This is a genomic window from Oceanitalea stevensii (assembly GCF_014837105.1).
In the GTDB taxonomy this organism is placed as follows: domain Bacteria; phylum Actinomycetota; class Actinomycetes; order Actinomycetales; family Actinomycetaceae; genus Oceanitalea; species Oceanitalea stevensii.
Window position 1 is genome coordinate 604,265 of sequence record NZ_JACSPO010000001.1, and the last position, 14,200, is coordinate 618,464.

The 14,200-nt window shown below is 73.8% G+C and carries 11 protein-coding genes; 10 read left to right on the top strand and 1 reads right to left on the bottom strand.

Annotated elements, in window-relative coordinates:
* Nucleotides 1-4: 4 nt before the first annotated feature.
* Nucleotides 5-1,792, top strand: a complete 1,788-nt coding sequence (gene aspS, locus H9624_RS02810; protein ID WP_251838380.1) for an aspartate--tRNA ligase — start codon at nucleotides 5-7, stop codon at nucleotides 1,790-1,792.
* Nucleotide 1,793: 1 nt separating this feature from the next.
* Nucleotides 1,794-2,528: a GNAT family N-acetyltransferase gene (locus tag H9624_RS16805; RefSeq protein WP_251838381.1), complete on the top strand. Its 735-nt coding sequence runs from the start codon at nucleotides 1,794-1,796 to the stop codon at nucleotides 2,526-2,528.
* Nucleotides 2,529-2,645: 117 nt separating this feature from the next.
* Here the strand turns inward: H9624_RS16805 and H9624_RS02820 are convergent, their stop codons facing one another.
* Nucleotides 2,646-4,907, bottom strand: coding sequence for an MMPL family transporter (locus H9624_RS02820; protein WP_251838382.1), 2,262 nt, complete (start codon nucleotides 4,905-4,907; stop codon nucleotides 2,646-2,648).
* Nucleotides 4,908-4,992: 85 nt separating this feature from the next.
* Here H9624_RS02820 and H9624_RS02825 point away from each other — a divergent pair, with 85 nt between their 5' ends.
* The 8 genes from H9624_RS02825 (at nucleotide 4,993) to mltG (ending at nucleotide 14,200) form a co-directional block, all read left to right on the top strand.
* Complete coding sequence (locus H9624_RS02825; RefSeq protein WP_251838383.1) at nucleotides 4,993-6,453, top strand: threonine/serine exporter family protein; 1,461 nt, start codon at nucleotides 4,993-4,995, stop codon at nucleotides 6,451-6,453.
* A 237-nt stretch (nucleotides 6,454-6,690) separates the two neighbouring features.
* Entirely contained in the window at nucleotides 6,691-8,028 is a 1,338-nt protein-coding gene (locus H9624_RS02830; RefSeq protein WP_251838384.1) for a replication-associated recombination protein A, read from the top strand.
* A 460-nt stretch (nucleotides 8,029-8,488) separates the two neighbouring features.
* Nucleotides 8,489-9,121 carry a 30S ribosomal protein S4 gene (gene rpsD, locus H9624_RS02835; RefSeq protein ID WP_152191075.1) on the top strand — a complete coding sequence of 211 codons (633 nt, stop codon included), beginning with the start codon at nucleotides 8,489-8,491 and terminating at the stop codon, nucleotides 9,119-9,121.
* A 108-nt stretch (nucleotides 9,122-9,229) separates the two neighbouring features.
* A complete protein-coding gene (locus tag H9624_RS02840) occupies nucleotides 9,230-9,577 on the top strand; it encodes a DUF948 domain-containing protein (RefSeq protein WP_251838385.1) in 348 nt (115 codons plus the stop codon).
* Entirely contained in the window at nucleotides 9,577-9,810 is a 234-nt protein-coding gene (locus tag H9624_RS02845) for a hypothetical protein (protein ID WP_251838386.1), read from the top strand. Before H9624_RS02840 ends, H9624_RS02845 begins: the two co-directional genes overlap by 1 nt.
* 36 nt (nucleotides 9,811-9,846) lie before the next feature.
* Nucleotides 9,847-12,543, top strand: coding sequence for an alanine--tRNA ligase (gene alaS, locus H9624_RS02850; RefSeq protein WP_251838387.1), 2,697 nt, complete (start codon nucleotides 9,847-9,849; stop codon nucleotides 12,541-12,543).
* A complete protein-coding gene (gene ruvX, locus H9624_RS02855; RefSeq protein ID WP_251838388.1) occupies nucleotides 12,540-13,034 on the top strand; it encodes a Holliday junction resolvase RuvX in 495 nt (164 codons plus the stop codon). Before alaS ends, ruvX begins: the two co-directional genes overlap by 4 nt.
* Entirely contained in the window at nucleotides 13,031-14,200 is a 1,170-nt protein-coding gene (gene mltG, locus H9624_RS02860) for an endolytic transglycosylase MltG (protein WP_251838389.1), read from the top strand. The genes ruvX and mltG overlap by 4 nt, the downstream gene beginning before the upstream one ends.

A 14,200-nucleotide genomic window follows, 5' to 3' on the forward strand; every position in this document is an offset into this window, starting at 1 on the left:
CCTCGTGCTCCGCACTCGCGACGCAGGTTCGCTGCGCTCCGCCGACATCGCCACCACCGTCACCCTCGCCGGGTGGGTGGACCGCCGCCGTGACCACGGCGGGGTCGCCTTCATCGACCTCCGGGACGCCTCGGGCATCGCCCAGGTCGTCATCCGGGACGAGGACGTGGCCCACGAGCTGCGGTCCGAGTTCGTCATCCAGGTCACCGGAGAGGTGTCCCAGCGCCCGGAGGGCAACGCCAACCCCAACCTCGCCACCGGTGAGATCGAGGTGATCGCGAGCGACGTCGTCGTCCTCAACGCGGCCGCCCCGCTGCCCTTCCAGGTCTCCGAGCACGCCGAGGACGCCGGCCAGGTCGGCGAGGAGGCGCGCCTCAAGCACCGCTACCTCGACCTGCGCCGCAAGGAGCCCGCGCACGCCCTGCGCCTGCGCGCCAAGGTCAACCAGGCCGCCCGCCGGGTGCTCGACGACCAGGGCTTCGTCGAGATCGAGACCCCCACCCTCACCCGCTCCACCCCCGAGGGTGCCCGCGACTTCCTCGTGCCCGCGCGCCTGTCGCCCGGCTCCTGGTACGCCCTGCCGCAGTCGCCGCAGCTGTTCAAGCAGCTGCTCATGGTCGCCGGCATGGAGCGCTACTACCAGATCGCGCGCTGCTACCGCGACGAGGACTTCCGCGCCGACCGCCAGCCGGAGTTCACCCAGCTCGACGTCGAGATGAGCTTCGTCGACCAGGAGGACGTCATCGGCGTCGCCGAGCAGGTGCTGCGCGAGCTGTGGGCGCTCATCGGCCACGACATCAGCGCGCCGATCCCGCGGATGACCTTCGCGGACGCGATGGCCCGCTACGGCAGCGACAAGCCCGACCTGCGCTTCGGCCTGGAGCTCACCGAGCTCACCGAGTACTTCGCCGGAACCCCGTTCCGCGTCTTCCAGGCGCCCTACGTCGGCGCCGTCGTCATGCCCGGCGGCGCGAGCCAGCCCCGCCGCCAGTTCGACGCCTGGCAGGAGTGGGCCAAGCAGCGCGGCGCCAAGGGCCTGGCCTACGTCACCGTGGGCGAGGACGGCACGCTCGGCGGCCCGGTCGCCAAGAACATCACCGACGAGGAGCGCGCCGGCCTGGCCGCCGCCACCGGCGCGCAGCCGGGCGACGCGATCTTCTTCGCCGCCGGAAAGCAGAGCGAGGCCCGCGCCCTCCTCGGTGCCGCCCGCCTCGAGATCGGCCGCCGCACCGGGCTCATCGACGAGGACGCCTGGTCCTTCGTCTGGGTCGTCGACGCGCCGCTGTTCAAGCCCACGGGCGAGGACGACGACGTCGCGGTCGGCTCCGGCTCCTGGACCGCCGTCCACCACGCCTTCACCTCCCCGACCCCCGAGTGGATCGACCGCTTCGAGGAGGACCCGGGCAACGCCCTGGCCTACGCCTACGACATCGTGTGCAACGGCAACGAGATCGGTGGCGGGTCCATCCGTATCCACCGCCGCGACGTGCAGGAGCGCGTCTTCGCGATGATGGGGATCGGCGAGGAGGAGGCGCGGGAGAAGTTCGGCTTCCTCCTCGACGCCTTCGCCTACGGCGCCCCGCCGCACGGCGGCATCGCCTTCGGCTGGGACCGGATCGTCGCCCTCCTCACCCGCTCGGAGTCGATCCGCGAGGTCATCGCCTTCCCGAAGTCCGGTGGCGGCTACGACCCGCTCACCCAGGCGCCGGCGCCGATCACCCCCGAGCAGCGCCGCGAGGCCGGGGTGGACGCCAAGCCGAAGAAGGCCGAGCCGGCCGCTCCCACCGCCTGAGGTGGGGCGTCACCTCTTCCTCCGCGCCAACGCCAGCCGCTGGCAGGAGGAGCAGGCCTGGGACGCCGACGGCGCGACGCTCCTGCTCGTGCGGGTGCGCCGCGCCGCCGGTGAGCGGCAGCAGCTCGTGGGCGCGGGCGAGCCGGGCGAGCCGGGCGCGCTCGCGTCCGCGCTCGCCCGCGCCGCCGCCGACGGCGTCCCTCCCGTGCCCTTCGGTCTGCTCACGCGTGGCACGTGGGACCTCGTCCCGGCGGACGCGCGCGAGCGGCTGGGCCTGCGGACCGGGCCGGTGTGGGACTGGATGTGGTCGGCCGCCGTGCCGCCGCTGCAGCCGGGGGAGGAGCACGTGGGCCCGGTGACGGGTCCCGCCGCGGCCGAGGAGGTGCGCGCCTGCCTGTCGCGCGCCAACCCGGACACGAGCGCCGACCCCGCCGACCCGGACCTCGCGTGGTGGGGCTACCGTGACGACGCCGGCGTGCTGCGCGGCGTCGTCGCCGTCAACGCCCCCGAGGGTGGCCCGGTCCACCTCTCGGGCCTCGGCACGGACACGAGCTGGCGCCGCCGCGGCGTCGGCAGCGCGATGATGGCCGCCGTCACCCGCTGGGCGCTCGAGGAGCACCCCCTCGTCCACTACGGCATCTGGACCGACAACGACGCCGCCCGGCGCATCTACACGCGCCTGGGCTACGCCGTCGGCCAGGCGGTCGAGAACGTCGTGAGCAGGCCCACAGACTAGATCCGGCCGGGTCAAGGCGTGACCCTTGCTGGAGCGGAGTGGACTCTCGCGAGGTGCGGGATTTCTGCCGTGAGGGTCGAGAGCCCCGCACCTCGCGAGGAGGCGGCGCCCCAGCCGTCAGTGCGTGAGGCCGATCCGGTCGTGGAGGCGGCGCAGCGGCGCCGGGGCCCACCAGTTCCACTTCCCGAGCACGGTCATCGTCGCGGGGACGAGGAGCATCCGCACGAGCGTCGCGTCGACGAGGACGGTGACCGCCAGCGCGAAGCCCACCTGCTTGATCACCATGAGCTCCCCGGCGACGAAGCCGAGGAAGACGAGCGTGATGATGAGCGCCGCGGAGGTGATGATCCGCCCCGAGCGCTGCAGGCCGTGCTCGACGGCGGCGTCGTTGTCGTGGCCGGCGTCCCAGTACTCCTTGATGCGCGCGAGGAGGAACACCTCGTAGTCCATCGCCAGGCCGAAGCCGAAGGCGACGACGACCACGACGACGTAGGTCTCCAGCCCGCCGATCGGCGTGAAGCCGAGGAGCCCCGACAGGTGGCCCTCCTGGAAGACCCACGTCGTCACGCCCAGCGCCGCGGCGAGGCCGAGCGCGTTGACGAGGACGGCCTTGACCGGGATGAGGACCGAGCCGGTCATGAGGAAGAGGAGGACGACGACGGCGAGCAGGACGAGCCCGCCGGCGAGCGGCAGGCCGTCGGCGACCGCCGCCATGAAGTCGACCTGGTTGGCGGCCTGGCCCACGACCCACGTGGGGAACCCGGGGTCGAGGTCCCGGATCGAGCGGACGACGTCGGTCGCCACCTCCCCGCCGGCGTCGCTGGACGCGATGTCGACGCCGAGGACGACGTGCTCACCGGACTCCGTGGGCGTCGGCTCGCCCACCGCGGTGACGTCGGGGAGCGCGGCGACCTCCTGCGCCCAGGTCTGCGCCGTCGCGACGTCGGTGTCGGCGACGACGAGGACGGGTGGGGTGGTCGCGGCCGGGTAGTCCTCCCCGAGGACGGTGATGAACTCCCGCTGGTCCGAGCTCGCCGGGATGAGGTCGGTCGTGGAGTTCCGCAGCTGCAGCCCGAGCACCGGCGAGGCCAGCACCCCGAGGACGGCGACGACGCCGACGATGACGAGCCACGGGCGCCGGTGGACGCCGCGGGCGAGCCGCGAGAAGACCCCGTCCTCCGGGGCGACGTCACCGAGGCGCCCGAGCAGGCGGTCGAGCGCGGGCACGCGGGACAGGACGGAGGGGCGCTGCAGCCGTCCGCCGAGCAGCACGAGCAGCGCGGGCACGAGGGTGAGGGCGGTGGCGAGCGCGATGACGACGACGGACACGCCGGCCGCGCCGAGCGAGCGCAGGATGTCGGGGGACAGGAGCATGAGGGCGCTGATCGCGACCGCGACCGTCACCGCCGAGAAGGTGACGGTGCGCCCGGCGGTCCGGACCGTGCGGCGCACCGCCTCCTCGACGGCGGCCCGCCCGTGGGCCCGGCGCCGGCGACGGCGCAGCGGCAGGCCGGTGCTCGCGGTCGAGGCGACGACGTCGGCGATCTCCTCCCGGTAGCGGGAGACGATGAGCAGCCCGTAGTCGATCGACAGTCCCAGCCCGAGCACGGTGACGACGTTGACGACGACGGCGTCGAGCTCGATGACCTGGGCGAAGCCGAGGAGTGCGCCGAGCCCGCCGGCGATCGAGGCGAGGGCGCCGACGAGCGGCATGCTCGCGGCGAGGAAGCCCCCGAAGACGACGACCATGACGAGGAGGGACAGCGGCAGCGCGATGGCCTCCCCGCGGGCGAGGTCGGCCTCCACCCGGTCGGTGACCGCCGACACGACCAGCTCGGTGCTCGACACGATGCCACGGGCCTCCGGTGCGGCGTCGGACAGCTCCGCCGGGACCTCCGCGAGGCGGTCCTGCACGGCCCTGCGGGCCGCACCGCCGTCGTCCAGGCCCGGCTCGAGCTCGGCGATGAGGAGGAACCCGTCAGCCGAGGTGGAGACGAGGGAGGCGACGAGCGGGTCCTGCGGCCCCTCGGGGGCGAGGAACGGGTCGATGACCCCGGCGACGCCGTCGAGGCCCTCGACGTCCTGGCGCACCGGGATGAGGGCCGCGGCGAGGCCGGCGGACACGTCGGGGTCCTCGAGGTCGGTGCCCTGGACGAGCAGCGTCACCTCCTCGCCGTCCTCGGCCGACGACGAGAGGATGTCGCGGCCCTCCTGGCTCTCGGCCCCTGGCACGCGCGGCTCGCCGGAGTGGAGGCTCGGGAAGAGGCCGTCGCCGACCGCCCCGAGGGCGAGGGCGAGGCAGGACACGACGAGGACCGCCCACACGGCGAGCGTCGTTCGGGGGCGACGGATGACGCCGCGGGCAAGTGCATCGAACACGGCGGTCAGTCTCTCACCGTGGACGCCGTCACAGCGGCCGGTGGGCGCTCGTCCCGTGACGGTCCGGTGCCGTAGCGTCGGAGTCGTGGCGACGACTCCCGAACCCGACACCGCTTCCCACGGCCCGCCGCGCGCAGCGGGCCACGTCCGCCGTGAGTCGATCCTCCGTGAACGCGCCCGGCGCGTGGTGGCCGGCAGCGGTCCGCCCACCCTCGCCCTGTCCGCGCGTCGCCGGCAGTCCGACCTCGCCGCGGAGACCGAGCGCTCGGTCCTCGACCTCGTCCTGCGGGTGGGCGAGGCGATGATCGCGACGGGGGCTCCTGTCGCCGACGTCACCGCCGCGCTGCTGCGTCTGGCCGCCGCCTTCGGCGTCACCAACTGCCACGTCGACATCACCTTCATCTCGATCTCCGCGTCCATCGACCGCGACGACGACCCCATCACCAAGATGCGGGTCATCAACGTCCGCACCTCGGACTACAGCCGCCTCGCCGACCTCTTCGCCATGGTCGACGCCGCGGCCGCGGGCAGGCTGCCGCTCGAGCGCGCCCACGCGCGGCTGGAGGAGGTCCTCGACTCCCCGCACCCCTACCGCCGCTGGGTCGTCACCCTCGCGCTGGGTGTCATGGCCGCCGGCGTCGCGGGGCTGCTCGGCGGTGGGTGGCAGGTGGCCATCGTCGCCGCCGGCACGACGGCCCTCATCGACCGCGTGCTGCGGGTGCTGCGCCGCTGGGGCCTGCCCTACCTCTTCCAGCAGGCCATGGGCGCCGGGATCGCGACGCTCGTGGCGATCGCCCTGCTCTGGGGGCAGGACACCTTCGGCTGGGACCGGGCGCTGCTGCCGCCGTCGCTCGTCGTCGCCTCGGGGATGGTCGTCCTCCTCGCCGGGATGCAGCTCGTCGGCGCCGCCGAGGACGCGATCTCCGGGTACCCGCTCACCGCGGCGGCGAAGTCCTTCGAGGTGGCGCTCTACACGGTGGGGCTCGTCGTCGGGATCGGCTTCGTCCTCGACCTCGGACGGCGGCTGGGGGTGCCGCTGTACATCGGCGACGTCTTCGGCAACGCGCCGCCGGGGCTGGTGCAGATCGTCTGCGGCGGGGTCATCGCGGGTGCCTGGGCGGTCGCGTCGTACACGCGGGCCTCGAACATCTGGCTCATCTCGCTCGTCGGCGCGGTCGCGGCCGGGGTGTACTACGCCGTCGACGCCCTGTGGCTCGGGCCGGCCGGAGCCGCCTTCTTCGCCGCGCTGCTCGTCGGCCTGCTGGCCGGTGTCATCGGGGACCGTGGACGCCTCCCCAGCCTCGTCGTCTCGGTCTGCGGCGTCACCCCGATGCTGCCGGGCCTGTCGATCTACGCCGCGATGTTCGACTTCATCGAGGGCGGCGACGTCATCGGCGGCGGGCAGCTGGCGATTCGGGCGCTGTCGGTGGGCCTCGCGCTGGCCGCCGGCGTCACGCTGGGGGAGTTCCTCGCCTCCCCGCTGCGCTCGGAGATGGACCGGTGGGAGCGCCGCGTCCGCAGCCGCGCCCGCGGCGCCCGCATCTGACCCGCGCCCCCTCCCTCCCTCCCTCGCCGAGAGCTGGATCCCGCCCGGTCGGCGGTGAGTCCCCCGCCCCTTCCCTCGCCGACAGCTGGATCCCGCCCGGTCGGCGGTCCGTCCCCGTCCCGTCCCTCGCCGACAGCCGGATCCCGCCGGCCGGCCTTCCGTCCGCGGTACCTCCCTCGCCGGCAGCGGGATTCCTCGCCGACGCTCCCACCCGACGACGCGACGTAGGCTCCGGTCGTGGACCTCTTCGACTCCGTGGGCGCCGACGACGCCGGCACCCCCGCCGCCCGTCCGGACGCGCCGCTCGCCGTGCGGATGCGTCCCGCCTCCCTCTCCGAGGTCGTCGGCCAGGAGCACCTCCTCAAGCCGGGCGCCCCGCTGCGGCGGCTCGTCGAGCCGGGCGGCAGCTCGCGCGCGTCCTCGGTCATCCTCTGGGGACCGCCGGGCACGGGGAAGACGACGCTGGCCTACCTCGTCGCCCAAGCCTCGGGCCGCCGCTTCGTCGAGCTCTCCGCAGTGACGGCCGGCGTCAAGGACGTCCGGCAGGTCGTCGAGGACGCCCGGCGCCGGCTCGTGAGCACGGGCGGGGAGACCGTCCTGTTCATCGACGAGGTCCACCGCTTCTCCAAGACCCAGCAGGACGCCCTCCTGCCGTCGGTCGAGAACGGCTGGGTCACCCTCGTCGCGGCGACCACCGAGAACCCGAGCTTCTCGGTCATCTCCCCGCTCCTGTCCCGCTCCCTGCTCCTCACCCTCCAGCCGCTGGAGGAGCAGGACATCCGCGCGCTCGTCGCGCGGGCGCTGGCTGACGAGCGCGGCCTGGCCGGCCGCTACGAGCTCGCCGGCGACGCCCTCGACCACCTCGTCCGGCTCGCCGGCGCCGACGCCCGTAAGGCGCTCACCATCCTCGAGGCCGCCGCCGGCGCCGCGGACGACGCCGGCACCATCGACCTGCCGACCATGGAGCGGGCCATCGACGTCGCGGCCGTCCGCTACGACCGCGACGGCGACCAGCACTACGACGTCACCAGCGCCTTCATCAAGTCGATGCGGGGCTCAGACGTCGACGCCGCGCTCCACTACCTCGCCCGGATGATCGTCGCGGGGGAGGACCCCCGGTTCATCGCCCGCCGCATCGTCATCGCGGCCGCCGAGGAGGTCGGCATGGCCGACCCGACGGCGCTCCACACCGCCGTCGCCGCCGCGGAGGCCGTCGCCTTCATCGGGATGCCCGAGGGCGGCCTCGTCCTGGCCCAGGCCGTCGTCCACGTCGCGACCGCACCCAAGTCCAACGCCTCCTACCGCGCGATCGGCGAGGCCATCGCCGACGTGCGCGCGGGCAAGGCCGGGCCGGTCCCGCCGCACCTGCGCGACTCGCACTACGCGGGCGCGAAGAAGCTCGGCCACGGCACCGAGTACGTCTACGCCCACGACGTCCCCCACGCCATCGCCTCCCAGCAGTACCTGCCCGACGAGCTCGTCGGGCGCCGGTACTACGAGCCGCGCCCGCGCGGAATGGAGCGGGACATCGCGACCCGCCTCGAGCGCATCCGCGACATCCTCGGCCCGGCCTGAGCGCCGTCGACGCCTCCGCCCACCCGTCCCGTTCCTTCCCGCCGACAGCTCCCTTGTTCCTCCGTAACAACTCAGCTCTCGACGAGGGGGAGGTGCGGCTCTCGACGAGGGGGAGGTGCGGCTCTCGACGCGGGGGAGCTGCGGATCTCGACGCGGGGAAGGTGCGGACCCAGACGGCGGTGCCCCAGCCCACCGGCCCCGTTCCTTCGCGCCGACAGGTCACGTGTTCCTCCGTAACAACTCAGCGCTCGACGCGGGAGGGGACGAACGCAGACGGCGGGGGGGCAGGGCGCCGGGTGCGGCGGAGGTCACAGGAGGGGTCCGCTGGGCGTGGGGAGGCGCTGGTAGTCTTGTCCGGTTGCCTTCGGGCAGCCACCTGGGGTCCCAGCCTTCGATGGTCGGCCCCGCGCGAGGGGAGTCCTCCCGCTCGCGTGACGTCACAACGACAGGAAGTACACGCATGAGCAAGAACAACCAGGCACGGTCGCGCCGCCAGGTGCGCCTGTCCCGCGCCCTCGGCATCGCGCTGACCCCCAAGGCGGTCAAGCACTTCGAGAAGCGTCCCTACCCGCCCGGCGAGCACGGCCGCGCCCGTCGTCGGACCGAGTCCGACTACGCCGTCCGTCTCAAGGAGAAGCAGCGTCTGCGCGCGCAGTACGGCCTGCGCGAGGCCCAGATGACCCGCGTCTTCGAGGAGGCGCGCAAGGAGTCCGGCCTGACCGGTGAGTCGCTCGTCGAGCTGCTCGAGATGCGTCTGGACGCCCTCGTGCTCCGCGCCGGCTTCGCCCGCACGATCGCCCAGGCCCGCCAGGCCGTCGTGCACCGCCACATCCTCGTGGACGGCAAGCTCGTCGACCGCCCCTCCTTCCGCGTGAAGCCGGGCCAGGTCATCCAGGTCAAGCCGAAGAGCCAGACCATGACGCCCTTCCAGATCGCCGCCGCCGGTGCGCACCGCGACGTCCTGCCGGACGTCCCGGGCTACCTCGACGTCGCGCTGGAGAAGCTCCGGGTGCAGCTCGTCCGTCGCCCCAAGCGCGACGAGGTCCCCGTCACCTGCGACGTGCAGCTGGTCGTCGAGTACTACTCGCGCTGACCCACCCCGCTCGACACTGCGCCCCGGGCGCCGGCCACGCCGGTGCCCGGGGCGCGGACATTTCCGGGTAGCCTCTCCGCAGCACCCGCCTGACCAAGGAGCCTGCAGATGAACATCGGCGACATCGCCGGGATCGTGGCAGCCGTCGCGTTCCTCGCGCTCGTGGCTTTCCTCGCCGTCCCCCTCCTCAAGGTCGGCAAGGTGCTCGACGCCGCGACGGACTCGGTCCGTGAGATCACGGCCCACACCCTGCCCGTCGTCGACGAGGCCGCCGCCACCATCGCGGCGAGCAACGCCCAGCTGGCCAAGGTCGACGCCGTCACCACGGCCGCGACCGAGGTCTCCCAGAACGTCTCGGCGCTCACGACGCTCGTCTCCGCCACCGTCGGTGGCCCGCTCATCAAGGTGGCCGCCTTCTCCTACGCCGTGCGGCGGGCGTTCCGGCGGGGCGCCTGATGCGTCGCACCGCCGTCGTCGGCCTCACGGTCCTCGCCGTCGTCGTGCTCGCCACCCCGGCCGTGCGCCGCGGTGTGGGCGCCCGGCTCGAGTCCGTCGCCGACGGCGTCCGGGCACGCGTCGCCGGCTTCCGCACCGACTACGCCGACCGTGAGGCCGAGCTGCGCGAGCGCCTGCTGCCCGACGACGCCGTCGTCGAGGCCGCGGCCCGCGCCCGCGACGACCGCCACTGACACTCCGTCCCTCCCGACCCTTCCCCCGAGGTCCCATTGCGCACCGCCGAGATCCGCTCCCGCTGGCTCGAGTACTTCGCCAAGCACGACCACCACATCGCGCCGAGCGTGCCGCTCGTGTCGCCGGACCCGTCGATCCTCTTCACGATCGCCGGCATGGTGCCGTTCATCCCGTACATCGTCGGGACGCAGGAGGCGCCGTGGCCGCGTGTGGCCTCGGTCCAGAAGTGCCTGCGCACCAACGACATCGAGAACGTCGGGCGCACGACGCGCCACGGCACGTTCTTCCAGATGAACGGCAACTTCTCCTTCGGTGACTACTTCAAGGAGGGGGCGATCGGCTTCGCCTGGGACCTCCTCACCACCTCCCAGGCCGACGGCGGCTACGGGCTGGACGGCGACCGCCTGTGGGTGACCACCTGGGACCAGGACACCGAGGCCCACGCCGCCCTCAAGCAGATCGGCGTCGACGAGCGGCACATCGTGCGCCTGCCGCGCGAGGAGAACTTCTGGGACACCGGCCAGCCCGGCCCGGCCGGCCCCTGCGCGGAGTTCCACTACGACCGCGGCCCGGAGTTCGGCCCCGAGGCCGAGGGCGGCACGGTCGACCCCGGTGGTGACCGCTACCTGGAGATCTGGAACCTCGTCTTCGACCAGTTCCTCCGCGGCGAGGGCACCGGCAAGAGCTACCCGCTGATCCGCGAGCTCGAGCAGAAGAGCATCGACACCGGCGCCGGCCTCGAGCGCATCGCCTACCTGCTCCAGGGCAAGGCGAACATGTACGAGACCGACGAGGTCTACCCGCTCATCGCCACGACCCAGGAGCTCACCGGCCGCCGCTACGGCGCCGACGGCGAGGACGACGTGCGGATGCGCATCGTCGCCGACCACGTCCGCTCGGCCCTCATGCTCATCGGCGACGGCGTGCGCCCGGGCAACGACGGCCGCGGCTACGTGCTGCGCCGCCTCATCCGCCGCGCGGTGCGCTCCGTGCGCCTCCTCGGCGTGGACGAGCCCGTCCTGCCGGAGCTGCTGCCCGTGGTCAAGGACGCGATGGCGCCCTCCTACCCGGAGCTCGAGCGCGACTTCGCGAGCATCAGCGACGTCGCCTACGGCGAGGAGGAGGCCTTCCGCCGCACCCTCGTCGCCGGCACGACGATCCTCGACTCCGCGGTGGGCCGCGCCAAGGCCGCCGCCGGTGGCGCCGGCCGCCCGCAGCTGCCCGGTACCGACGCCTTCGCGCTCCACGACACCTACGGCTTCCCCATCGACCTCACCCTCGAGATGGCCGCCGAGCAGGGCGTGGCCGTCGACGAGCAGGGCTTCCGGGACCTCATGGCCGAGCAGCGTGAGCGCGCGCGCGCCGACGCGCTGGCGAAGAAGTCCGGCCACGTCGACCCGGCCCACTACCGCGAGCTCCAGGACCGCCTGGGCGGCAGCACGCTCTTCCTCGGCTACACCGACACGACGGCGGAGGCCCGGCTCGTCGGCCTCCTCGTCGACGGCCAGCCGGTACCGACCGCGACGGCGCCCGCGGACGTCGAGGTCGTCCTCGACCGCACGCCCTTCTACGCCGAGGCCGGCGGCCAGCTCGCCGACCAGGGCTCCATCCGCCTCCAGGGCGGCGGGATCGTCACGGTCGACGACGTCCAGGCGCCGGTCAAGGGCCTCGTCGTCCACCGTGGCCGCCTCACCGAGGGCACCGTGACGCTGGACGAGACGGGTGTCGCGAGCATCGACACCGCGCGCCGCACGGCGATCGCCCGCGCCCACTCGGCCACCCACATGGTCCACAAGGCGCTGCACGAGTCGCTCGGCGAGCAGGCCACCCAGGCCGGCTCGGAGAACGCCCCCTCCCGCCTGCGCCTCGACTTCCGGCACGGCGCCCAGGTGCCCGCCGCCGTCGTCGGGGAGATCGAGGAGCGCGTCAACAGCCAGCTCGCCGAGGACCTCGAGGTCACCGACGAGGTCATGGACATCGAGGACGCCAAGGCGTCCGGCGCGATGGCGCTCTTCGGTGAGAAGTACGGCTCGCGGGTGCGCGTCGTGTCGATCGGCGGCGACTGGTCCAAGGAGCTGTGCGCCGGCACCCACGTGCCGCGCACCGGCAACATCGGCCGGGTCACGCTGCTCGGCGAGTCCTCCATCGGCTCGGGCGTGCGCCGCGTCGACGCCCTCGTCGGGGCCGGCGCCTACGGCTACCAGGCCCGTGAGCACGCGCTCGTCGGCCAGGTCACCAGCCTGCTCGGCGGCCGCCCCGAGGAGCTGCCCGAGCGCGTGTCCTCCCTCATGGCCCGCCTCAAGGCCGCCGAGAAGGAGCTCGCCGTCGTCCGGCGCCAGCAGCTCCTCGCCGGCGCCGGCACGCTCGCCGACTCCGCCCAGGACGTCGACGGCACGCTCGTCGTCGTCCACGACGCCGGTGAGGTCGCCGGGGGAGACGACCTGCGCACCCTCGTCCTCGACGTCCGGGGGCGGCTCGGGGACGCCCGTCCCGCCGTCGTCGCCGTCGCGGGCACGAGCAACGGCCGCCCGGCGGTCGTCATCGCGACGAACGCCGCGGCACGCGAGGCGGGCCTGCGGGCCGGCCAGCTCGTGCGCGGCGCCGCCGGCCGCCTCGGCGGTGGCGGTGGCGGCAAGGACGACGTCGCGCAGGGCGGTGGCACCGACCCGGCAGCCGTCCCGTCCGCTCTCGCCGGCGTGCTGGACGACGTGCGGGGCGTGGTCGCTCGATGAGTGACCAGGCCTCGGCCTTCGTCCGTGGCGTCCGCGTGGGCGTCGACGTCGGTGCGGTGCGGGTCGGTCTGGCGCGCAGCGACGCCGACGGGCTGCTCGCCACCCCGGTCGAGACCGTGACCGGTGAGCGACCCGCCCAGCTGCGGCGCATCGCCGAGATCGTCCGCGACCTGGGGGCCACGGCCGTCGTCGTCGGCCTGCCCCGGCAGCTGTCCGGCGCCGAAGGGCATGCTGCCGCGCTGGCGCGGGAGTACGCTGGGGAGCTGGCGCGAGCGTGCGACCCCGTGCCCGTCAGGCTCGTCGACGAGCGGCTGACGACCGTCAGCGCCCACCAGGCGCTGCACCGGTCGGGCCGACCGGGGCGACGCCACCGGGCGGTGGTCGACCAGGTCGCCGCCGTCATGATCCTCCAGGCAGCCCTGGACCAGGAGCGCCGGACAGGTCATCCGGCGGGGGAGCTCGTCGACCACGGAATGGAGGCAGAGGCGTGAGCGACCTCTTCGACCAGGCCCTGCTGGCCGATGAGCCCGAGCCCCGCTCGTCCGTCGAGCGGCGCTCCGCACGACGCGACCGCGCCGAGCGCAAGCGTCGCCGTCGGCGGCGCACCGCCGTCGCCGTCGTGCTCAGCCTGCTCCTCGTCGCCGCCCTCGCGGTCGGCGCCTTCCTCGTCCTGCGCCCGCTCTTCGACGGCTCGGACACCCCGGCCGCCGAGGACTACCCCGGCCCCGGCTCGGGCAGCGTGCCCGTCGTCATCGACGAGGGGGCCACCGGCGCCGCGATGGGCGCCACGCTCGTCGAGGCCGGCGTCGTCGCCTCCGAGCAGGCCTTCGTCCAGGCCTTCAGCGCCAACCCGGACGCGGCGCAGATCCAGCCCGGCACCTACGAGCTCATGGAGCAGATGCGGGCCGAGGACGCCGTCAACGCCCTGCTCAACCCCGCGAACAAGTCCGAGCTGCGGATCACCGTCCCCGAGGGCTGGCGCGCCGAGCAGATCTACGAACGCATCGCCGGCGTCGCCCAGATCCCCCTCGAGGAGGTCGAGGCCGCCGCCGCGGACCGCGAGGCCATCGGCCTGCCCGAGCAAGCCGCGGAGAACCCCGAGGGCTGGTTCGCCGCCGCGACGTACACCCTCGAGCCGGACGCCGGTGCGACCGACATCCTCGCCGCGATGGTCGCGCAGACGAAGAGCACCTTCGAGTCCCTCGACGTGCCCGCCGACGAGCAGCACGACGTCCTCACGCGTGCCTCGATCATCGAGCACGAGGTCAACCGCGACGAGGACCGCGGGAAGGTCGCGCGGGTGCTGGAGAACCGGCTGCAGAACTGCAGCGACGACGGTCTCATCGGCATGGACTCGACGATCAACTACGGCCTGGGACGCTCCGGTGGTGTGCCCGAGCGCTCGGAGCTGGACAACGCGGACAACCCGTACAACACCCGGATCCACCCCGGCCTGCCGCCCACCCCGATCGGCGCCCCCGGCGTCGCGGCCATCGAGGCCGTCCTCGACCCGCCCGAGGGGGACTGGTGCTACTTCGTCACCGTCAACCTCGACACCGGCGAGACGCGCTTCACCGGTGACTACTCCGAGCACCTGCAGAACCAGGAGCTCTTCCGCGAGTGGCTGGCGACCAACCCCACCGACGACGAGGGCTGA